The organism is Campylobacter sp. 1569 (assembly GCF_024723675.1).
In the GTDB taxonomy this organism is placed as follows: Bacteria; Campylobacterota; Campylobacteria; order Campylobacterales; family Campylobacteraceae; genus Campylobacter_D; species Campylobacter_D jejuni_C.
This window is the reverse complement of the sequence record NZ_JANQDB010000006.1, coordinates 82,053-104,321: the sequence shown is the minus strand read 5'-3', so window position 1 is coordinate 104,321 and position 22,269 is coordinate 82,053. Positions and strand designations below refer to the sequence as shown.

21 protein-coding genes and 1 pseudogene are annotated in these 22,269 nt (G+C 29.9%); 7 read left to right on the top strand and 15 right to left on the bottom strand.

Annotated elements, in window-relative coordinates:
- The 4 genes and pseudogenes from CAMP5060_RS04615 to CAMP5060_RS04600 form a co-directional block, all read right to left on the bottom strand.
- A pseudogene (locus CAMP5060_RS04615) lies at window positions 1-831 on the bottom strand (SLC13 family permease); the annotation flags it as partial.
- Window positions 797-2,194 carry an argininosuccinate lyase gene (gene argH / locus CAMP5060_RS04610; protein ID WP_214135658.1) on the bottom strand — a complete coding sequence of 466 codons (1,398 nt, stop codon included), beginning with the start codon at window positions 2,192-2,194 and terminating at the stop codon, window positions 797-799. The pseudogene CAMP5060_RS04615 and the gene argH, both read right to left, overlap by 35 nt.
- 60 nt (window positions 2,195-2,254) lie before the next feature.
- Window positions 2,255-2,725, bottom strand: coding sequence for an ankyrin repeat domain-containing protein (locus CAMP5060_RS04605; RefSeq protein WP_214135657.1), 471 nt, complete (start codon window positions 2,723-2,725; stop codon window positions 2,255-2,257).
- A 51-nt stretch (window positions 2,726-2,776) separates the two neighbouring features.
- Window positions 2,777-4,201, bottom strand: a complete 1,425-nt coding sequence (locus CAMP5060_RS04600) for a catalase (protein WP_214099860.1) — start codon at window positions 4,199-4,201, stop codon at window positions 2,777-2,779.
- Window positions 4,202-4,448: 247 nt separating this feature from the next.
- On the opposite strand from CAMP5060_RS04600, the gene CAMP5060_RS04595 reads away from it, so the two are divergent.
- From CAMP5060_RS04595 to acpS, 3 genes are all read left to right on the top strand, one after another.
- Window positions 4,449-5,087: a helix-turn-helix transcriptional regulator gene (locus tag CAMP5060_RS04595; RefSeq protein WP_214125995.1), complete on the top strand. Its 639-nt coding sequence runs from the start codon at window positions 4,449-4,451 to the stop codon at window positions 5,085-5,087.
- Between the two features lie 65 nt (window positions 5,088-5,152).
- A complete protein-coding gene (gene fliL / locus CAMP5060_RS04590) occupies window positions 5,153-5,698 on the top strand; it encodes a flagellar basal body-associated protein FliL (protein WP_087700697.1) in 546 nt (181 codons plus the stop codon).
- Window positions 5,698-6,054: a holo-ACP synthase gene (gene acpS / locus CAMP5060_RS04585; protein WP_214099858.1), complete on the top strand. Its 357-nt coding sequence runs from the start codon at window positions 5,698-5,700 to the stop codon at window positions 6,052-6,054. Before fliL ends, acpS begins: the two co-directional genes overlap by 1 nt.
- 9 nt (window positions 6,055-6,063) lie before the next feature.
- Here the strand turns inward: acpS and fabG are convergent, their stop codons facing one another.
- Window positions 6,064-6,807 (bottom strand): 3-oxoacyl-ACP reductase FabG, encoded by a 744-nt coding sequence (fabG, locus tag CAMP5060_RS04580; protein ID WP_214099857.1) that lies wholly within the window; start codon window positions 6,805-6,807, stop codon window positions 6,064-6,066.
- Between the two features lie 14 nt (window positions 6,808-6,821).
- Window positions 6,822-8,300 carry a 2,3-bisphosphoglycerate-independent phosphoglycerate mutase gene (gene gpmI / locus CAMP5060_RS04575; protein ID WP_337217988.1) on the bottom strand — a complete coding sequence of 493 codons (1,479 nt, stop codon included), beginning with the start codon at window positions 8,298-8,300 and terminating at the stop codon, window positions 6,822-6,824.
- A gap of 78 nt (window positions 8,301-8,378) precedes the next feature.
- Between gpmI and mraY the strand changes: the two genes are divergently transcribed.
- Together mraY and murD are read left to right on the top strand one after the other, a co-directional pair.
- Entirely contained in the window at window positions 8,379-9,437 is a 1,059-nt protein-coding gene (gene mraY, locus CAMP5060_RS04570) for a phospho-N-acetylmuramoyl-pentapeptide-transferase (RefSeq protein ID WP_214126000.1), read from the top strand.
- Window positions 9,437-10,636 carry a UDP-N-acetylmuramoyl-L-alanine--D-glutamate ligase gene (gene murD / locus CAMP5060_RS04565; RefSeq protein WP_337217987.1) on the top strand — a complete coding sequence of 400 codons (1,200 nt, stop codon included), beginning with the start codon at window positions 9,437-9,439 and terminating at the stop codon, window positions 10,634-10,636. The genes mraY and murD overlap by 1 nt, the downstream gene beginning before the upstream one ends.
- Here the strand turns inward: murD and CAMP5060_RS04560 are convergent.
- On the bottom strand, window positions 10,628-11,491 hold the full coding sequence (locus CAMP5060_RS04560) for a LysR family transcriptional regulator (protein ID WP_337217175.1): 864 nt from the start codon (window positions 11,489-11,491) through the stop codon (window positions 10,628-10,630). The genes murD and CAMP5060_RS04560 overlap by 9 nt on opposite strands.
- A 106-nt stretch (window positions 11,492-11,597) precedes the next feature.
- Here CAMP5060_RS04560 and CAMP5060_RS04555 point away from each other — a divergent pair, with 106 nt between their 5' ends.
- Window positions 11,598-12,635, top strand: coding sequence for a YeiH family protein (locus CAMP5060_RS04555; RefSeq protein WP_214135651.1), 1,038 nt, complete (start codon window positions 11,598-11,600; stop codon window positions 12,633-12,635).
- A gap of 128 nt (window positions 12,636-12,763) precedes the next feature.
- Window positions 12,764-13,366: a BspA family leucine-rich repeat surface protein gene (locus CAMP5060_RS04550; protein ID WP_087700689.1), complete on the top strand. Its 603-nt coding sequence runs from the start codon at window positions 12,764-12,766 to the stop codon at window positions 13,364-13,366.
- Window positions 13,367-13,378: 12 nt separating this feature from the next.
- Here the strand turns inward: CAMP5060_RS04550 and CAMP5060_RS04545 are convergent, their stop codons facing one another.
- The 8 genes from CAMP5060_RS04545 to cysD all read right to left on the bottom strand — a co-directional run bounded on the left by CAMP5060_RS04545 (window position 13,379) and on the right by cysD (window position 22,213).
- A complete protein-coding gene (locus tag CAMP5060_RS04545; RefSeq protein WP_087700688.1) occupies window positions 13,379-14,068 on the bottom strand; it encodes a potassium channel family protein in 690 nt (229 codons plus the stop codon).
- Window positions 14,068-14,904, bottom strand: a complete 837-nt coding sequence (locus CAMP5060_RS04540) for a universal stress protein (RefSeq protein ID WP_214099852.1) — start codon at window positions 14,902-14,904, stop codon at window positions 14,068-14,070. The genes CAMP5060_RS04545 and CAMP5060_RS04540 overlap by 1 nt, the downstream gene beginning before the upstream one ends.
- A gap of 19 nt (window positions 14,905-14,923) precedes the next feature.
- On the bottom strand, window positions 14,924-16,024 hold the full coding sequence (gene prfB, locus CAMP5060_RS04535; protein WP_039617474.1) for a peptide chain release factor 2: 1,101 nt from the start codon (window positions 16,022-16,024) through the stop codon (window positions 14,924-14,926).
- 105 nt (window positions 16,025-16,129) lie between these two features.
- Window positions 16,130-17,590, bottom strand: a complete 1,461-nt coding sequence (locus CAMP5060_RS04530; RefSeq protein WP_337217986.1) for a hypothetical protein — start codon at window positions 17,588-17,590, stop codon at window positions 16,130-16,132.
- The gene (gene cysC, locus CAMP5060_RS04525; RefSeq protein WP_337217985.1) at window positions 17,591-18,172 is read right to left on the bottom strand and encodes an adenylyl-sulfate kinase; all 582 of its coding nucleotides are present in this window, start codon (window positions 18,170-18,172) and stop codon (window positions 17,591-17,593) included.
- Between the two features lie 8 nt (window positions 18,173-18,180).
- Entirely contained in the window at window positions 18,181-19,896 is a 1,716-nt protein-coding gene (locus CAMP5060_RS04520) for an SLC13 family permease (protein ID WP_337217984.1), read from the bottom strand.
- Window positions 19,893-21,317 (bottom strand): sulfate adenylyltransferase subunit CysN, encoded by a 1,425-nt coding sequence (cysN, locus tag CAMP5060_RS04515; RefSeq protein ID WP_337217983.1) that lies wholly within the window; start codon window positions 21,315-21,317, stop codon window positions 19,893-19,895. The genes CAMP5060_RS04520 and cysN overlap by 4 nt, the downstream gene beginning before the upstream one ends.
- Complete coding sequence (gene cysD / locus CAMP5060_RS04510) at window positions 21,317-22,213, bottom strand: sulfate adenylyltransferase subunit CysD (protein ID WP_337217982.1); 897 nt, start codon at window positions 22,211-22,213, stop codon at window positions 21,317-21,319. Before cysD ends, cysN begins: the two co-directional genes overlap by 1 nt.
- Window positions 22,214-22,269 lie beyond the last annotated feature (56 nt).

Here is a 22,269-nt window from a genome sequence, read left to right as displayed (position 1 = left end):
TTGTTTATCTTCTTGTTTATCTTCTTGTTTATCTTCTTGTTTATCTTCTTGTTTATCTTCTTGTTTATCTTCTTGTTTATCTTCTTGTTTATCTTCTTGTTTATCTTCTTGTTTATCTTCTTGTTTATCTTCTTGTTTATCTTGAGTTAAAAACTGATATTCCCCTGCTTTTACTCTTCTTTGAAATTCCTCATCTTGCTCAAGCTCTTTTCCTCTTTTAAAAACACTCAAACAAGCACATACAACACCAATTAAAAATGCTGGCATTACCACAGCTAATATTTGAACAAGCCCTACGCCACTAACAGCTAAAATAGCCACCATACCTGCAGTGGCTGCACTCATAGGAGAAGCCACCACGCCAATACCTGCTGCTATAACTGAAACCGAAAATGGTCTTTCAGGGCGAATTTTAGCTTGAGCAGCTACTTCAGCAATCACTGGATAAACAGAAAAAGCCACATAGGTAGTACCGCAAAAAATCGTGAAAGTAGAGCTAAACAAAGGTCACATAAAAACAATAGCTTGAGGTTTTTTCTTTAGAATTTTTTCTGCTATTTTTACTAGCAAATCAAGCCCGCCTATACTTTGTAAAACACTCACGCAAGTAATCACAGCAAGTATAATAAACACAACACTTACAGGAAGTGAAGCTGGTTGCATACCAAAGACCAAAACCAAAATACACATACCAAGCCCACCTGCAACCCCAAGTCCTATACCACCATATCTACCACCTATGGCTATCATAGAAAAAATGATGAAAAATTCTAATATAAAATAACATCCATTAATCTTATGCCTTATTTTGATCCAAAAGCTCTTTTGCATGTTCAATTTGCTCTAATACTACTTTTGTTCCTGTACCACCATAAGAAAGTCTTGCGTCTATACAAGTTTCTAAAGCAATTGCTTCATAAATATCTTCTTGGATATTTTCATTAAATTGATGGAATTCTTCCATGCTAAGCTCTTCAAGCATTTTTCCATGTTTAATACAATAATTTACAGCACCACCAACTATACTATGGGCTTCTCTAAATGGTATATTTTTTCTTACTAAATAATCAGCCATATCTGTGGCATTTGAAAATCCTTTTGCGGCTGCTGCTCTTGTATTATTAGCATTTACTTGCATTTTTTCTATCATAGGAGTTATGATTTTTAAACTTGCCATTAAAGTATCCATAGAATCATAAACTTGAGCTTTATCTTCACTCATATCAGTATTATAAGCTAATGGAATACCTTTCATAATAGTTAGCATTGCCATAACATTACCATACATTCTACCTGTTTTGCCACGCATTTTTTCAGCTACATCAGGATTTTTCTTTTGAGGCATTATGCTTGAACCAGTACAAAAATCATCACTTAATTCTATAAATTTAAAATCTTGACTTGAAAAAAGTATAAGCTCTTCACAAAAACGACTAAGGTGCATAAAACACATAGCAGCCACAGAAGTAAATTCAACCATATGATCTCTATCACTAACACTATCAATGCTATTTTCTGTTGGTTTAGTAAAACCTAGTTCTTTGGCACAAAAATGTCTGTCTATATTAAATGTAGTTCCACCAAGTGCAGCCGCTCCTAAAGGACACTCATTCATTCTTTTGTATAAATCTTCAAAGCGAGAATAATCCCTACTTAACATCCAAAAATACGCCATAATCCAATGTGAAAAAAGCACCGGCTGGCCCGTTTGTAAATGTGTATAACCTGGCATAATAGCTTTGATATTTTTTTGAGCTTGATGGATGATTTCTTCTTGCAAAGTAGTAATTTGAGTTAATACTTCTTTAATAACAGCTCTCATGTGAATTTTTGAATCAAGTGTAGTTTGGTCATTTCTACTTCTTGCAGTGTGAAGCTTTCCGCCTACTGGGCCTACGATTTGTGTCATTCTTTTTTCTACAGCCATATGAATATCCTCATCAGCTATATCAAAAACAAAGGTTCCATTTTGAATTTCTTCTCTGACTTGTTCTAAACCCTTGATGATAGTTTTTGCCTCATCCTCTTTTATAATGCCTTGTTTTGCAAGCATGGTGCAGTGAATTATACTTCCTTGTATATCAAAAGGAGCAAGTCTTGGCTCAACTGGCAATGATGCTGTATATTCTTCAACTAATTTATTTGTAGGTAAATCAAAACGTCCACCCCATAATTTCTCTGATTTTTGTGACATATTTATCCTTCTATTTACAAATAAAAGGATAATTTTATAATTTTTATTTTTTCAAAGAGTTTAACTTTTATCTCTTTTAAAAATTTTTAATATACCAAAAGCTATTTTTTTAAGAAAACTTTTTTTAGAATGCTTTGTTAAAAACTCTACTATATCTCTATGTCCAAACATTAGTGCAAAAGTAAAAGGTGTCATACCAAGACCATTGTTTTCATCAATATTTGCTCCATGTTCTACCAAAAGCTTACACATAGGCAAATATCCTTTAAAACAAACCCCTGCTAATGGGGTTTGTCCTCTATCATTTCTCTCATCTACTCTAGCATTATTTTCTAGCAAAAACTTAGCACATTCATAAGCATTATGATAACTTGCAAGCATTAAGAGACTATCACCTTTATGATTTTTTAAATTCACACTCAAACCTGCTTCTATCATAATCTTCAAATTTTGTAAATCATTTTTTCTTGCGTAATCAAAAGCCATAGTGCAAAGCTCTTGAATTCTTTTTTCTTCTTCATTGCTAAACATATTTTTCCTTTATAATCTTTAGTTTGCCACTTTAAAAGTGGCAAGTAAAAATTACATTTTTAAAGCTTTTTTAACACCATTTGCATATTCACTTGAAATTTTTTCAAAATGACTTAATGCTCTAGCAATGATTTTTTCTTCAACCCCATTCATAGAAGCTGCTATGTTTTTAAATAACTGCTCTTTTTGATCTTGATTCATTATATTAAATAAAGCTCTTGGTTGGGTGTAAAAATCATCATCAAGTGGAGCATATCTTTGTGCATTACCTTCAAGTGCTAAGTCAGGCTCAAGATAGCTTTTATCTTCTTTTGGACTATCATCATAACTATTTGGCTCATAATAAGCAAGGCCATTTTTATAGGTATCAAAATTCATAGCTCCTGCTACATTATAAGTATTTACTTCGCTTTTTGCACGATTAACTGGTAATAAATGATAATTTGTTCCTATGCGGTATCTATGTGCGTCAGGATAAGAAAAAATTCTAGCTTGCAGCATTTTATCAGGACTAAAACCAATACCAGGAACGATATTGCTTGGACTAAATGCAGCTTGTTCTACTTCATTAAAATAGTTTTGCACATTTTTATTAAGTACTAATTCACCTACTTCAATTAAAGGCACAATACTATGTGGCCAAACTTTAGTTAAATCAAAAGGATTAAAACCTAGTTTTTCTACCTCATCTTCTTTTAAAACTTGAATTTGGAAAGTCCATTTTGGAAAATCTCCTTTTTCAATAGCTTCGTATAAATCTCTTTGATGACTTTCTCTATCATTTGCTATTAAATTTGCCGCTTCTTCATTAGTTAAATTTTTAATACCTTGCTTGGTTTTAAAATGAAATTTCACCCAAAATCTTTCATTTTTATCATTAATCAAACTATAAGTATGACTTCCAAAACCATGCATATGACGATAGCTTGCAGGAATTCCTCTATCACTCATTAAAATAGTAACTTGGTGTAAGCTTTCAGGACAAAGGCTCCAAAAATCCCACGCAGCATTATTACTTCTTAGATGAGTTCTTGGATCTCTTTTTTGAGTATGAATAAAATCAGGAAATTTATATGCATCTCTTATAAAAAATGTCGGAGTATTATTACCTACTAAATCCCAATTTCCTTCTTTAGTATAAAATTTAATAGCAAAACCTCTCACATCTCTTTCTGCATCAGCTGCACCTGCTTCACCTGCAACGGTTGAAAATCTTATAAATAAAGGTGTATTTTCTCCAAGCTGTAAAACTTTTGCTTTGGTGTATTGAGAAATATCTTTTGTGATTTTAAGCTCCCCATAAGCACCACTTCCTTTTGCATGCACTGTTCTTTCTGGAATTCTTTCTCTATTTTGATGAGCAAGTTTTTCAAGCAAAATATAATCTTGCATTAAAAGCGGACCTTTAGCGCCTGCACTTAGTGAATTTTGGTTATCAGCTATGATATTTCCGAAATCATTTGTTAGTTTTTTCATTGTATCTCCTTTTTAAATAATAATTTTTATTATTTGATAAATTATATCCCTATATTATTAAAATAAAATTAAACGATAAAAATTATCATTATTTGAAGATCCAGGTATAAAATATTGTTATTTTCAAAAAAATAATCTTTTTTTAAGCATAATTATTTTTATTTTGTATTAAAATTGTTAAAAAATAAGAATAAATATTCTTATTTTAAATATTTTTACTACAAAATTAATAAAAAAAGGAGAGCTTATGGATAAGGAAACAAGAACTTATTATATTAAATTAGTTAAATTTCTTGCAGAAGCCTTAGGAAGAAATTATGAAATAGTCTTACATGATGTAAGCGAAGATGGAGCTAATATAGCAGAAATTGCTAATAACCATATTAGTAAAAGAACTATAAATTCGCCTCTAACTGGTTTTGCGATTGAAATGATTAAAAACAAAATCTATTTAGAACGTGATTATATAACACATTATAAAACCTCAGCTAAAAGCTCACAGGTAATGTCTGGATCTACATTTTTTATTAAAAAAGATGAAAAACTTGAAGGTTTGCTTTGTATTAATCATGATACTTCAGCATTTAAAAAAATCTCTGATGAAATTTTAAATCTTGGAAATATTTATGATAATTCTTATGAAAGTCCTGAGCAAGAAAATAAAGAATATATAAAACTTGATTTAGAAGAAATCGTTGAAGATATTACGGGTATGGATATTGAAAGTTTTAAAAGCAAAAGCTTAAAACCAAAAGAAAAGCAAAAAATGATAGCTAGTTTATACGAAAAAGGCGTGTTTAATGTAAAGGGTGTTATTCCTAAGGTTGCTGAGCTTTTGAGTATTTCAGAACCTAGTGTTTATAGACATTTACAAAAGATTAAATAATCATCATTTTAAAAAAATATAATTTTTGATACAATAACACTTTAAAATTTTATAAAAGGAAAAATATGGCTGATGATATGATGGATGAACAAGGCGAATCAAAGAAAAAAGGTGGTAATACTTTAGTAATCATTATCGTTGTATTTTTATTTGTATTTTTGCTTGTAATTGTAGGAGCAATTGCTTATTTAATGTTTAGCGGTGGTTCTGAAGAAAATCCTGCTCCACAAGCTGAAGAAAGTGCACAAGTTGCGCAAACTCCTAAAAAAACAAATGCAGTAGCAGCTAGAGGGAGTGATTATGCAAATATTGGCGTGATGTATCCTTTAGCACCTTTTACACTAAATTTATTAAGTGATGGTGGATCAAGATATGTAAAATGCACCATTCAACTTGAACAAAATGTTGAAACTCTAACTCCTGAGCTTGATAAAAAAGTTGCTATTATTAGAGATATTATCATTAGAACTTTAACTTCAAAAACCTTTGAAGAAGTAAGCACCACAAAAGGCAAAGAAAGATTAAAAGATGAATTAACTGGTAAAATTAATGAGGTTTTAACTGATGGTTTTATCAAAAATATTTATTTTACTGACTTTGTAGTATCTTAATGATAGGCTGTGACATAGTCGTATGCTCTCGCATAGAAAAAATTTATGAAAGACATAAAACGCTTTTCTTGGATAAATTTTTATCCAAGCAAGAGCAAAGTTATATAAAAAATACCAACACTCTAGCAGGATTTTGGGCTATTAAAGAAGCTGCCTCTAAAGCTTTGGGAGTTGGAATTTCCAAAGAATGTTCTTTTTTTGATATCATCATCTCTAAAGATAATAAAAATGCTCCACATATTAGTTTTTCTCAAAAAGTTATGCAAGAATTTAATATAAAATCAGCAAGTGTAAGCGTAGCGCATGATGGGGGTTTTGCTATAGCAGTAGTGGCTATAGAAACTAAGCAAGGTTAAAACCTTGCTTTACATATAAAGCCCACCATTGACTTTTAAAATTTCTCCTGTGATATAAGAAGAATGATCGCTTAACAAAAATGCCACAGCTTGAGCTACTTCACTTGCATCCGCAAAACGCTTTAAAGGGATATTATTAATATAATTTTGTTTTATTTCATCACTTAAAACTTCAGTCATATCACTTTTTATAAAACCTGGGGTAATGCAGTTATATCTTATATTTCTTGCTGCGCCTTCTTTAGCAAAAGATTTTGTTAATGCTATCATACCGCCTTTACTAGCACTATAATTAGTTTGGCCTGCATTTCCCATTTCTCCAACTATAGAAGCAATATTTACAACCGCACCAAAACGCTTTTTACTCATAGTTTTTAATGCCTCTCTACAACCTAAAAAGCTTGAATTTAAATTAGCATTAATCACTGAAGAAAAATCATCCATACTCATTCTAAGTGCTAATTTATCATTAGTAATACCCGCATTATTAACTAAGTAACTAAGTTCACCATCACTTTCTATTATGGTTGCAATAGCGCTTGTAAATTCTTCTTCAACACTTGCATCAAATTTAATCACAGCTGCAGTGCCACCACTTTTTTCTATCTCTTCTTTTAACGCATCAGCAAGCTCAGGCTTGCTTCTATAATTAATCCAAACTTTTAAACCATAACTTGCTAATTCTTTAGCTATTGCTGCACCTATACCTTTACTTGCACCTGTTATCAAAACATTTTTTCCACTAAATTTCATTGTTCTCCTTTAAATTAAAATAAAGCCTCATCCATTTCTTTTGGAATAGGCAAGTTTAAAATTTTAAGCACGCTTGGTGCTATATTACTAAGCCCCATACCCTCTTTGAGTTTATCTACTCCTTTAGCTTCTACAAAAGCAAAAACATCAAAGGTTGTGTGATTAGTGAGCATATTTTCATTTTCATCCCTCATCGCTTCACAGTTTCCATGATCTGAAGTAATAATAAAAGCATAATCATACTCTCTTGCTTTAGCAATAACCCTACCTAAACACTCATCCACACATTCAACCGCACTAATTGCAGCTTCAAAATCACCCGTATGTCCTACCATATCACCATTTGCAAAATTTACTACGATAAAATCCATGCCATTTTCTATACCCTTAAGTACCTCATCTGTGACTTCTTTAGCACTCATTTGAGGTTTTTCATCGTATGTTTTTACCTTAGGACTTGGGATTAAAACTCTTGTTTCATTGCATTCTAATTCTTCTTTTCCCCCATTAAAGAAAAAAGTTACATGAGCGTATTTTTCTGTCTCAGCTGTGTGAAGTTGGCTTAAATTTGCATTAGCTATCACAGAAGCTAAAGTATTATTTAATTCTTCTTTTTCAAACATCACAGGCAGTTTAAAACTCTCATCATACAAACTCATAGTAATGGCATTTTTTACAAGCACTTCTTTTGGAAATTCATTAAAGCTTTCTTGAGTTAAAGAAGCAACTAATTGACGCATTCTATCATTTCTAAAATTGATAAAAATCACACCATCTTCAGTCTTAATTCCATCAAAGTTTTGACTAATAACTGGGCTTAAAAACTCATCTGTGATATTTTCATCATAGCTTTTTTGTATAAATTGTGCAAAATCATCACACTTTGGTGCCTTAGCAAATAAAGCATCATAATAAGACTTAACCCTATCATAGCGCTTATCTCTATCCATAGCATAAAATCTTCCCGATAAAGAAGCAAAATTAACCCTTTCTTTTTCACAAAATTCCTGTAAAGATTTTATAAATTCTAAACCTGAATTTGGAGGACAATCCCTACCATCGCTAATTGCATGTGCAAAAACTTCTTTATTTTCTTGCTTACAAATTTTTAAAAGTGCATTAAAATGTGTATGCATAGAATGCACCCCACCATCACTATAAAGCCCTATAATATGCACTCTTTTACATTTTTGCAATAAATCTTTTAAAGCCTTATTATCTTTTAAAGTGTCATTTTCTATGGCTTTATTTATCTTGACTAAATTTTGATAGATTATGCGTCCACTACCTATACACATATGCCCTACTTCGCTATTACCCATTTGACCTTCAGGTAAGCCAACTGCCAAACCACTTGTTTTTATCAAAACATTAGGGGTATTTTCAAAAAGCTTATCATAAGTTGGCTTTTTAGCATGAAAAAAAGCATTATAGTTTGAATTTGTATTATGTCCTATACCATCTGTGATTATCAAAATACATTTTTGACTCATTTTTTACTCTTTTTTATAATTTATTTATGTGATTTTACTAAAATTATGCTTTTAAAAAACAAATACAAGGTTAAAATTTTGCTTTATCTTACAGAATATACAAATTATATGTTTTTTTCTTATATTAGCGTGCGTGCTGGTTTTGCATTTTTTATCGCTTTATTTTTGAGTTTATATTTAATGCCAAAATTTATCAAATGGGCTCAAAATAAAAAAGCAAATCAACCTATTTATGAATACGCTCCACAATCACACCAAGCCAAATCTCATACCCCTACTATGGGCGGGCTTGTTTTTATCTTTGCTACTATCATAGCAAGTGTTTTAAGCGCTGATTTAAATAATAGTTTTGTAATCGTTGGATTATTGTGTTTGATGTTATTTTGTACTATAGGCTTAGTCGATGATTTGGGTAAGATTTTAAAAAAAGACAATCACGCAGGACTAAGCCCAAAAATGAAACTTCTAGGACAATTTAGTGCTGCTTTTATCTGTGTTGGATTATTATATTTATTTGATATAAATACTGAATTTTATTTACCTTTTTATAAACATGCTATTTTTGATGGTGGTATGTTTATGCTGTTTTTATGGATTTTAGTTATTGTATCAAGCTCTAATGCTGTGAATTTAACTGATGGGCTTGATGGGCTTGCAACCGTGCCTTCTATATTTTCTCTTTTAAGCCTTGGTGCTTTTTTATATTTAAGTGGAAATGCTATTTATAGTTCTTATTTATTTTTACCTAAAATTCAAGGTCTAGGAGAACTTGTGGTGCTAAGCTCAGCTTTAGTTGGTGCGCTTATGGGATTTTTGTGGTATAACTGCTATCCTGCACAAGTTTTTATGGGAGATAGTGGGAGTTTAAGCATAGGGGCGTTTTTAGGCTATCTTGGCATAGTAAGTAAAAATGAAATTTTACTTTTACTGATAGGTTTTGTATTTGTTTTAGAAACTATTTCAGTGATTTTACAAGTAGGAAGTTTTAAAATCTTTAACAAAAGAGTATTTAAAATGGCACCTATTCATCATCATTTTGAAAAAATAGGTTGGGTGGAAAATAAAATCATCGTGCGTTTTTGGATGATAGCCTTACTTGCAAATATCATTGCATTAATTAGTATAAAGTTAAGATAATGAAAATTTCACTTTTTGGATACGGAAAAACAACTAAAGCTTTTGCACAGCGTTTTGGAAATTGCGATATTTATGATGATCATTTTACAAGTATAAGTAAGGATGAATTTAACAATACACTTTTACCACCTTGTGAATTTGATCCTTTAAAAAGTGACTTAGAAATTCCAAGTCCTGGCTTTCCAAATAATCATTCTCTCATACAGCAAGCAAGAAATTTAAGCAGTGAGTATGATTTTTTTTATGATGGTATGCCAAAAAGTGTTTGGATAAGCGGAACAAATGGCAAAACCACCACCACTCAAATGACACATCATCTTTTAAAACACATCAATGCACAAATGGGAGCAAACATAGGAACTCCTTTAGCACAAATGGACGCTAATGCTAAATTATGGATTTTAGAAAGTTCATCTTTTTCGCTTTTTTACACCAAAATAGCTAAACCTGAAATTTATGCACTTTTACCTATCACACCTGATCATCTTTCTTGGCATAAAAGCTTTAAAAATTATGAGCAAGCAAAGCTTAGTGTGCTTAAAAGAATGAATGAAAATGATGTGGTAATTTTACCTAAAAAGTATGAGGCTTATCCAACCCATGCTTATGTTATAAGCTATGAAGATGAGCAAGATTTAGCTAAAAAAATGCAAATTGATTTAGAAAAAATTCATTTCAAAACCCCATTTTTGCTTGATGCACTTATTGCCTTAAGTATAGAAAAAATCATACTAGATCGTTGCTCTTATGAGCTTTTAAATGAGTTTAAAATAGAAAAAAATAAACTTGAAGAAATATTTGATCATAAAAATAGACTTTGGGTAAATGATACTAAAGCAACTAATTTGGATGCTAGTTTAGCTGCTCTTAAACGCTATAAGGATAAAAAAATTCATCTTATCATAGGTGGCGATGATAAGGGAGTGGATTTAAGTGCTTTGTTTGCTTTTATGAAAGAGCTTGATATAGAGCTTTATGCCATAGGAAAAAGCACTAATAAAATGCTTGAATATGCTAAAAATGCTAATTTAAAAGCACATTTTTGCGAGTTTTTACCTAAAGCAGTAGAAAAAATCAATCAAAACTTAACTAATGATGAAGTAGCTCTATTAAGTCCTGCTTGTGCAAGCTTAGATCAGTTTAAATCTTACGAAGAAAGAGGAGAGCTTTTTAAAAAATGTATTCAAGAATTAAGCTAAATCTTTTTGAATACAAAATTTTAAAAACTCACATAAATTTATAAATTTCTCGCTTGGCTCTTTATTTTTATGATAAATCAAGCAAAGCTCTCTTGAAATTTTAAAATTTTTTAATCTTACTTCAAATAAGCTTTTAGCTTCAAGCTCTTCTTTAACGCTAAATTTAGGTAAAACCGCTAAAAAATTACCTTTTTTAACTAACTCTTTTATCATAGCAGTTGAGTTTAACTCATAAGCTAAATTAAGCTTTATATCTTTAGGCAAAGCATTTAAAAACACTTCTTTTGCGCCAGAACCTTGCTCGCGACTTAGCCATTTAAAATCCTTTAACTCATCTATGAAAAATTCTTTTTTGAAGTCATTTTTACTCACCACAATAAGCTCATCATCACAAATTTTAACCTTTTTTATATCCTTATCTTTACAAATTCCTTCAATCAAACCTATATCTATTTCTTTATCTAAAATATCTTTGATGATATTTTGGCTATTATCCAAGGACAAATTTAGTTTGATATTTTCTTCCTTTTGATCTAAAAAAGATCCTAGTAAATAAGTACCTACATTTTGACTAACTTTCATACTTATTTCATAGCTTTGATCATCTTGCATTGCTTTTTCAATGCGCTCAAATTCTAAAATCAAAGGAGTAATTTGTTTTAAAAAAACTTTTCCTTTTTCATTTAAGCTTAAAAATTTAGCATTTCTATCAAAAAGCTTGGTGTTTAAACTTTTTTCAAGTTCAAATATAGCTAAAGACAAAGCAGATTGAGTTATATTTAATTCTTTAGCACAAGCTCTTAAATTTAAATTTCTACACAAGGCTTGAAAATATTTTATTTGTTTAAAAGTCATAAGCACTCTTTTGATAAATATTTTTAATCATTATATCAAATAAAATTAATTTTACTTATCATAAAAAAATCATTAAGATTACAAAAAACAAAATAAGGAAAAATTCATGCATAAAAATGTATATAAACATAGAAAATTTGAAGCTTTTTTACTGCTTTTTACTCTTGCCTTTTGTACTTTTGCTATTTCTGAGCTTAATTTTTTTAAAAATCTTGGAATTTCAGCTTTAATCATAGCTGTAATTTTAGGAGCTTTAATAGGAAATTTAGCACATCAAAATGCAAATTTACTTAAAAAATCAGGAGTTTTAAACATAGCAACAAAAGAAATTTTAAGACTTGGGATTATACTTTATGGCTTTAGAATTACTTTTAATGATTTAGAAAAAGTTGGATTAAATGGAATTTTATTGGCATTTTTAGTGGTATTTTCTACCTTTTTTATAGGACTTTTGCTAGGAAAATTATTCAAACTTGATCTTAAAGAAAGCATACTTATAAGTAGTGGCTCAAGCATTTGTGGAGCAGCTGCTGTGATGGCTAGTGAAAGCATTGTTAAAGGTGGCTCTGCTAAAGTTGGCGTGGCAGTTTGCACTGTGGTGGTTTTTGGAACTTTAGGGATGTTTTTATATCCTTTGGCTTGGAATTTGGGTTGGTTTGATTTTTTTAATTTAAAGCAAATGGGCTATTTCATGGGAGCAAGCTTGCATGAAGTTGCACATGCTGTTGCAGCAGGTGAAGCTGTGCAAGCAGGAGATGGTGCTGTCATAGAAAAAATGATGCGTGTTTTAATGTTAGTACCTTTTTTGATTTTCTTAAGTCTTTTTTCATTAAAATTTCTAAGCAAAAATAATGAAAAAATTTCCATTAAAGCAAATATTCCTTATTTTGCTTTGTGGTTTTTATTTGCTTGTGGTATTAGCTCACTTGAAATATTAAATACCGATTTTGCACTTAACTATATAAAACCAAGCATACAAACCATAGACACACTTTTACTTTCTATGGCTATGGTAGCTTTGGGAGTGAATATTCATAAAAATGTTTTAAAAAATGCAGGTTTTAAACCATTTTTAATGGCATTGTTGCTTTTTATTTGGTTAATCTTTATATCAATTAGCTTAATTTTCTTATTAAATTTATAATATGTTTCATAATGAAACATATTATAGCATTTTATATTTTTTTATTAATTTAATATTTATTTTTTTCTATTTTATGTTTAATTAGTATTATAATTTTAAAGAGAAATTAAACATAAAAAGGAGCTAACATGTTCACGCCTAAAACAAAAAGCGAATTAGTTGCTCTTGTTAGAGAAGAGCTTATTACCTTAGATGAAATCGATGTAAGCTTAATCACGGATATGTCTTATTTATTCTACTATTCTACTAGGACTAATTTTAATGGTATAGAAAAATGGGATGTATCAAATGTTAAAGATATGTCTTATATGTTTTATTGCTGCAAAAGCTTTAATCATGATATTTCTAAATGGAATGTTAGAAATGTTGAAAACATGGAAGGAATGTTTTTTGATTGTGAATCTTTTGATCAAGACTTATCTTCTTGGAATATGTCAAATGTTAAAGATACCAAGTATATGTTTTGTAATTGTCTTAAATTTAATCATAAAGTAGAAAATTGGGATGTGCATAATGCCATTACAATGGCACATATGTTTGAAAACTGTAAACAATTTGATCAAGATTTATCAAGATGGGATGTACACAATGCTAAAACAATGGCATTTTTATTGCATAATTGTACTAATTTTCACTATGATGTTAAAAAATTAGATATTGATAAAAATTGTAATATTCAAAAAATACTAGGACATGAAGAAATACAAAATAAATATGCTATAAAACATTGATCGCAAGGTAAGCTATTGCTTACCTGCTTGATTAATCCAAAGCCCCATAGCAATGACAACAATAACCTGCCCTAAAAATCCTTGAAATACACTAAATAATCTTAACAAAGAACTAACGGGCGTTACATCGCCAAAACCTATCGTTAGCATAGTAACTCCACTAAAATAATAACAATCAACCAAACCTTTTATTCTATTTTGAATTTGAGGTTTTAAGTCATCATCTAAAGACCAAAAATTATGAATTCCTCTTATAGGGGTTTGAAACTGTACCTCTATAACTTTTTCTTGTAAATCTACAATATCTAAATTTTCATTTTTTTGAGTAGCAATTAACATTCTATTATAATTATCTACATCACAAGAAAAATAATACAAATTCCCATACGCAAACCATATCAAAACATAAGCATATAAAATAATAAAAAATTTTTCTTTAATATTAATCTTACTACTAAAAGCAGCCCAAATACTAATAAGCAAAAACATCATCAATGCTATAGCTACCATAATAGGAATAATATTTAAAATTAAAAATAAAATTTCAGAAGTAATTTTACCCGTTGCATAAATAGCAAGCTCATCAAATAAAAAACTACAAAATAAAGGCACTACAGCAAGCAAAGTCCAAACAAAAAGAAATCGTTTGGTACTTTTATGATAAATGCCAATATAATGATTTAAAAGTCTATGATATAGCATTAGCGAATCAGTAATAAAGGTTTTTTAGCCTTAGTTAAAATATCATTTGTCAAACTACCAAATAAAATACTTTTTAACCAGTGATGCGAATAAGCCCCCATGATCAATAAATCTATATCATTTTGTTCACCAAAATCAAATAAAGCCTGAGTAATCTCTCCACTTAAATGCTGAGTTTGTACATTTAAATTTGCTTCTTTAAAAATTTGACTTACTTGAGCTAATAACTCACAAGAAGCTTTTTCATCTTTAGATACATTTACCACATAACGTTTTGCTTTTTTAAAAATAGGTCTTTTAATGGCTTGCTCTATGGCCTTTTTAGCCAAATTACTCCCATCATAAGCCATCATCACGCTTTTAATCTCTTTAAAAGCAGAATTTACAAGCAAAATAGGTACATTTAAAGCTCTTACTAGTTCTTCTGTATGAATGCCTATTTTATTTTTCTTACCTCCACCTTTTAAACCTGCTATGGCTAATCTTATTTGATCATTATATTCTTTTAAAACTTCTTCTAAATCTCCATCTTTTTGCACACTAAAGCATTCTTTTACGCCTTGTTCTTTTGCATAAGCACAAAATTCTTCTAAAATTCTTTGCCCTTTTTTGCAAAGATTTTCATTTTTTTGGCTTTGCTCTTCTACTAAATCTTCAATCACACACCCACTAGCACCTATACCAAAACTACAAGCTAATTCAGCATTAGTAAAATTTGGTTCTATGGTATATAAAAACATTAAAGGTAAATCTAGCTTTTTAGCTAAATACACCCCATAATGCAAACTTTCCCTACAAGGCTCTAAAACATCTACACAAACTAGAATTTTTTCCATTTAATATCCTTTTGTAGTATTAATCTTGTGCTTTTTGCGCTATTAAAACACCTTCTATGATTTTTTTAATATCCCCATCTAAGATATTATCAACCTGTGAAAAAGCTTCATTTGAGCGTGTATCCTTGACCTGTTGATAAGGAAAAAGTACATAAGAGCGGATTTGATGGCCCCAGCCTATCTCACTTTTTTCGCTTGAATTTGCTTCATCTTGTTGTTTCATAAGCTCAAGCTCATAAAGGCGTGATTTTAGCATTTTAAAGGCTGTGGCTTTGTTTTTATGTTGGCTTCTATCGTTTTGACATTGCACTACTATACCACTTGGCATATGAGTTATACGCACTGCTGATTCAGTTTTATTAACATGCTGCCCACCTGCTCCGCTTGCTCTATAATAATCAATCCTTATATCTTTTTCTTCAATTTCTATTTCTATATCATCATCAAGTTCAGGTGAAACCATCACACTAGAAAAACTCGTATGGCGACGCCCTGCACTATCAAATGGAGAAGTTCTTACTAAACGATGAATACCATTTTCAGCTTTTAAATACCCATAAGCATTTTCACCTTTTACTAAAAAACTAACATCTTTAAGTCCTGCTTCTTCGCCTTCTTGAAAGTCAAGTGTTTCTACTTTAAAACCTTCTCTTTCACAAAATCTCAAATACATCCTATAAAGCATACTAGCCCAGTCATTACTCTCCGTTCCGCCTGCACCTGGGTGAATAGAAACTATGGCGTTTTTACCATCATTTTCCCCGCTTAAAAGCATAGAAATTTCAAGATTTACAATAAGATCTTCTAGCTTGTTTGCATCTTCAAATAAAGCTTCTATAGTATCTAAGTCATTTTCACTATTAGCTAGATCAAAAAGCTCACTTGCATCATTTAAAGCATTATTTGCATTTTCGTAATTTTTAAGTAAATTTGAAATTTTAGTTTTTTCTTTACCTATAACGCCTGCTTGTTTTACATCACTCCAAAAAGAAGGGGAATTTTCTAAATTTTCTATTTCTTTTAATCTTGCTTTTATCTCTTCAGGCTTAATAATAGAAGCGATATTTCCAACTTTGTTTTTTAATTTTTTTAAAAGTTCGCTGTATTCGTAATTATCCATAAAAATTTTCTTTCTAATTTTGATATAATTTAATCTTATAATTTTAGCAAAAATTGGAAAGAGATTATTTATTTTTGCTTAAATTCTCTCTTTAGCTTCCTAATCTCAAATAGCAATTTGATATACCCCCCCCCAACATCTTTTACTATTAGCTCTTATAAAAGCTTGCCCTAATTTGTAAGAAAATGTTTTTTTTATATCAATGGCTTCTTGGTAATCTGGATATTGATCTAGAGAAGGTAAAACTAATGAAGGATCTTTCTTTATCTTTTCCTTATATTTCTTTTGCTCTTGCTTATGCTTCTCTTTTATATAAGATAATACAAAAGGCATTCTTATATAACCTAGCAAAGACTTTGAATTTATGACAATAGCTTGACCTAATTTATAAGTAAGCTGATTTTGGATTCTTACTCTAGCTGATCCGTACTTAAAATTAAAAATATCCTTAGATTTTATAAAATCTAATTTGTCTGATAAAATTTTTACTTGGGCCATTTGTTCAATGATAACATCGTTTTTAACTTTTATTATTTCAGCTATAAAATCAGCTATTTTGTCCCAATATTCTGGTTTCATTTCTTTGAGTTCATAATTTTCTTTATAACCACTTAAATCTTTTTTAGGAAATAATCTTTCTTTGTGAGGAAAAAATTCTTTTCTTACCCATTCATTTGACTCTTCAAAATAATCTATATAATATTGGAATTTTTCTTCAGGGAAACAAAATTTAAGATTTTTATCTTGAGAATTTGAAAAATACTTCTCTACCAAATTTAATAAAAAAAGCCTATTTAGATTTATTGTTTTTTCACGACGGATATAATAATTAAAATAAGTGTTTGAAAATATTCTATTGAATCTTCTTTGAAGCTCAATTCCTAATAAATCTAAGCTTTTATTTTGATTCGAAGGTATTTTAAATTTATTATCCCATTTTAATCCTATACTATAGATAAAATCTTTATATAAATTTTTACAGTAAAACTCATTTTGATCGAATAATCTTACAATTAAATTTTCTTTTCCAAAAATTTTAGAATACTCATAACAAATCCATTTATAATCAAAAACAAATTTAAGCAAGTACTTATCAACATCAATAGTATCAATTTCATGTAAAATTCCAGCTTTAATGGTTTGAGAACAAAAAGAAGGTATAAAATCTATTAAATCTCTAAAATAAACTATAATATAAATTTTTTTAAAACCCAAATCACTTAATATATTTTTAAAACATTTAATATAATTCGTAGTGAAAAACGTCCTAGTTATTCCTTCTGAAGAGAATAAAAAATTTGTATTTTTATATCTCACTAGTTCTTCTTGCATGCAATGAATTTCATTTTTCCAATATTCATCTTGTATATCCTGAATATTACTATAATTATTTTCGACACAAAACGAAATAAAATCTGCTATTTTCCAGTGTTGAATAACATATTTTCGAAAAGATTTAACATATAACATATTTTGCTTTAATAACAATTCGTTATTATTATGTAAAAATTGCTGAATACTGGTTGTTCCTGTTTTCACTGTCCCTATATGCACATAAGCAGTCATTTACACTTTCCCATTTAAAAATCTCAAAATCATATCTACATTCTCATTAAGATCTTCTTTTGTTATGTGTATATGCGGGTTTTTAGGTTTTTCATAAGGACTGTCTATACCTGTAAAATTTTTAATTTCTCCGTTTCTTGCTTTTTTATAAAGTCCTTTTGGATCTCTTTTTTCACAAATTTCCAAAGGTGTATCAACAAATATTTCTATATATTCATCTTCATTTAAAAGATCTTTTATAAGCTTTCTATCTTTTTCAAAAGGCGATATAAAAGCACAAAGTACTATCATACCAGCATCTACAAAAAGCTTACATACTTCTCCTATGCGTCTTATGTTTTCTGCTCTTGAAGCCTCATCAAAACCCAAATCTTTATTAAGTCCATGACGTACATTATCTCCATCTAAAAGATAAGTATGAAAACCTCGCTCAAAAAGTTTTTTTTCAACCGCATTTGCCAAAGTAGATTTACCACTACCACTAAGTCCACTAAACCATAAAACACATGGTTTTTGATTTTTAAGTTTAGCCCTTTGAGTTTTTGTAATGCTACTTACATGCCAAGTTAAATTTTTACTCATTTTTTTCCTTAAAAACTAAAAAATACCGGAGTTATAGTTAAAACAATAGTTGAATAAGTCAAAGAAACTATCCATCCTATTTTTATAAAATCAGTAGTTTTATACCCACAAATTGAACCTACCATCAAGTGAGTTTGATAACCATGTGGCATTAAAAAAGCACAACTTGCCCCATAAGCAACCGCTAATATAAACGGAGTTGGATTAACATCAAGTGCCAAAGCTGTGCTATAAGCAATAGGAAAAGCTAAAGCTGCGGCAGCGTTATTGGTAATGATTTCAGTTAAAAGTAAAGTTAGAAGATAAATTCCCACAAAACTACCATATAATCCATATACCCCAAAAGTTTCTATAATAAACTCAGCCAAATCTTTAGCTAAACCACTATCAACTAAAACTTTAGTTATAGCTAAAGAAGATCCTACTATGATAAAAATTTCCAAAGGAAAGCGTCTTTTTGCCTCATCAAAACTTATGATTTTAAATATAAACAAGCAAGCTAAAAACACTAGCAACGCTTTAAGCAAAGACACTAACTCCAAAGCAGATAAAGCAATGATGGTTAAAAACGCAAAAATCACTATAAAACTTTGGATATTACTTAACTTTTGATTTTGCATGATATTTGAGATAATGTAAAAGTTTTTATTGATATTATCTCTTGAATGAAAATCCTTACCTATGCTTAAAATAAGTCTATCGCCAGCTTGTAATAAACTTTGACCAATTTTTGAAATATTTTTTGAACCTCTTTTTAAAGCTACAATCCCTGCATCAAATTTAGCTCTAAAATTTGCTTCTTTAACACTTTTTCCTATCAAGTTTGACTCAGAATTTATAACAACATCTACTAAATTTAATGTTTCTAATTTTAAATCTTGTGAGCCAATTTGCAAGCCATCAAATTTTTTCAAAGCCTCTAAATGTGCAATATCTCCACTAAAAACTAATACATCTCCTTCTTTAATAAGCTCATTGTGACTAACAGGGGTAATAAGCTCATCTTTTCTTTGAATTTCAAGTAAAAACAAAAACTCTAAATTCCTTAAGCCATTTTCTTGTATAGTTTTCCCCACTAATGAGCTATTTTTTAATACTTTAGCATTGATTAAATACTCATTGATGACATTTTCTTTTTCTTTATACTCAGGCAATAAAAAGTTAAAAATCAAAAGTACTATAAGCACTCCAACACTTATACAAAAACCCACCGCAAAAAAATCAAAAATCTTTAAGCTTTCCAAACCATTTTGCACTACAAAAGAATTGACTATCAAGTTAGTTGAAGTGCCTATCAAAGTCATCGTTCCCCCAACTATAGAAAAATATGAAAGCGGAATAAGTAATTTAGAAGGAGCTTGAAATTTGTTATTTTTTATAATACTCATAAAACTTGCCACTACTGCAGTATTATTTAAAAAAGCTGAAATACTAGCTGTAACAACTCCAAGCTTTAAAAGTGATAGATGATAATTTTTACCTATGATGAATTTAGAACACCAACTTATCACAACGCTTTTTTCTATAGCGAGTGAAACTAGCAAAAGCAAAATAAGCACTATTAAAGATTCACTCGTGTAAGAGCTAAGCCAAGTATTTAAATTTAAATACCCCAAAAGATAATAAAACACAGCTACACTACCAAATAAAATAAAAGGTTTAATTTTATTGCTAATTAACAAAATAAGCAAAATTAAAATACTTAATGCAACAATAATTTTCATATTTTTTTACATTCCCATTCAGGATAATTTTTTCTAATGTAAGCATTAAGTTCTATTTCTGCTTGGGTGTAAATTCTACTCTTTTCTTCGCTTGCTAAAATTTCTTCTACCATACCCGCTGCTAAGGTTTCATTAGAGTATTTATCTACAATAATAAAACTTCCTAAAGTTTTATTGTCCTTATAAGCTTTAAGGGCTGTTTTTTTATTAAGCTTTAAGGTGCATTTAGCAATATCATTGAGTTTTAATTCATCGCTTTGAAATTCTTTGAAAGTATTAATGTCTTTTTTAAAATCAATTTTTTCAAATACTACATTAGCAGTTAAATTTGCTATTTTGATAAGATAGCTTTCATTTAAATTAAACTTAACTTCACTCATCCATATTACCATAGCTTTAAAAGAATTTGAAATTTCTATATTATGATTTTTAGAAGCTATTACATCGCCTCTTGAAATGTCTATCTCATCTTCTAAAGTTAAAGTTATAGCACTTGGAAAACTAGCATTTTTAGCACTTTGAACTTTTTCATTTTTATCGGGTACATTTAAGTTTTTAATACTAGGTGTGATGATTTGTTTTACTTTACTTGTTTTCAAGGAAGGTAAAATCACAACTTCGTCTTTGATATTTATACTACCGCTAGCAATATTTCCACAAAAACCTCTAAAATTTAAATGAGGACGATTAACATATTGTACACTCATGATAAACTCATCACTCAAACTAGTAGCAATAGGCAAAGTGTCTAAAAGCTCAGATAATGTTTTTCCATCATACCAAGACATATTAATGCTTTTAGAAGCTATATTATCTCCATCTAGTGCACATATAGGAACAAAGTGGATTTTAATATGTTCATGATTTTTTAAGTATGGTAGAATTTCTTGATAATTTTTGCAGATTGTATTAAAAATTTCTTGATTATAATCAATCAAATCCATTTTATTCACAGCAATAATAAATTGCCTTATACCAAGCAAACTCGCTATATAAGAATGCCTTTTAGTTTGAGTTAAAACCCCTTTTCTAGCATCTATAAGTATGATAGCAATATCAGCTGTGCTAGCACCTGTTGCCATGTTTCTAGTGTATTGCTCATGGCCTGGGGTATCTGCTATGATGAATTTTCTTTTTTCACTTGTGAAAAATCTATATGCTACATCTATAGTTATACCTTGCTCTCTCTCGCTTGCAAGACCATCTACTAAAAGCGCAAAATCAAGCTTTTCCCCTGCATTGCCAAGCTTTTTGCTATCTTTTTCTAAAGATAAAATTTGATCTTCAAAAAGCATTTTTGCATCATAAAGCATTCTACCTATAAGGGTAGATTTGCCATCATCTACACTACCACAAGTGATAAATCTACAAAGCTCTTTATTTTCATGTTCTTTTAGGTATTTTTCTACATTCATTTTCATTAAAAATACCCCTCTTTTTTCTTTTTTTCCATACTTGCTTCTTCATCAGTGTCTATAAGCCTACCTTGTCTTTCACTTGTTTTAGAAAGCAAAAGCTCTTCGATGATTTCTAAAACATTGCTAGCACTTGAGTTTATAGCTCCTGTTAGCGGGTAGCAACCTAGGGTTCTAAAACGAACCAATTCTTCTTTAGCATTTTTAGCAAGTTCTTTTGGCATACGCTCATCATCGACTAAAATTTTAGCCCCCATATATTCTACCACCGGTCGTTTTTTAGCAAAATAAAGACTTGGCAAAGGAATATTTTCTTTGTAAATATACTGCCATATATCAAGCTCAGTCCAATTACTCAGTGGAAAAACTCTTATGGATTCACCTTTTTTATGACGACCATTGTAGATATCCCATAATTCTGGGCGTTGATTTTTTGGATCCCATGAGTGATTTTCATCACGAAAAGAATAAATTCTTTCCTTTGCGCGCGATTTTTCCTCATCTCTTCTTGCACCACCAAATACTGCATCAAACTGATATAAATCAAGCATTTGTTTTAAACCTTGTGTTTTAGCAATATCTGTGTGCATGGATGAACCATGTGTAAATGGAGAAAGATTTAATTCTTTGATTTTAGGATTTTGATAAACTATAAGCTCCATACCAAGCTCTTTGGAGTATTTGTCCCTAAATTCTATCATCTCTTTAAATTTCCATGTAGTATCTACATGCACCAAAGGAAGTGGAGGTAAGCTTGGGTAAAATGCTTTTTGTAAAAGATGAAGCATAACCGAGCTGTCTTTACCTATACTATAAAGCATAGCTGGTTTTTCAAACTCAGCTATCACCTCACGGATAATATGAATGGACTGTGATTCTAAATATTCTAAATAACTCTTCATTACAAATATTTTACTTTTTTAAAAAAGAATATTTTACAATAAAAAATAAAAATATT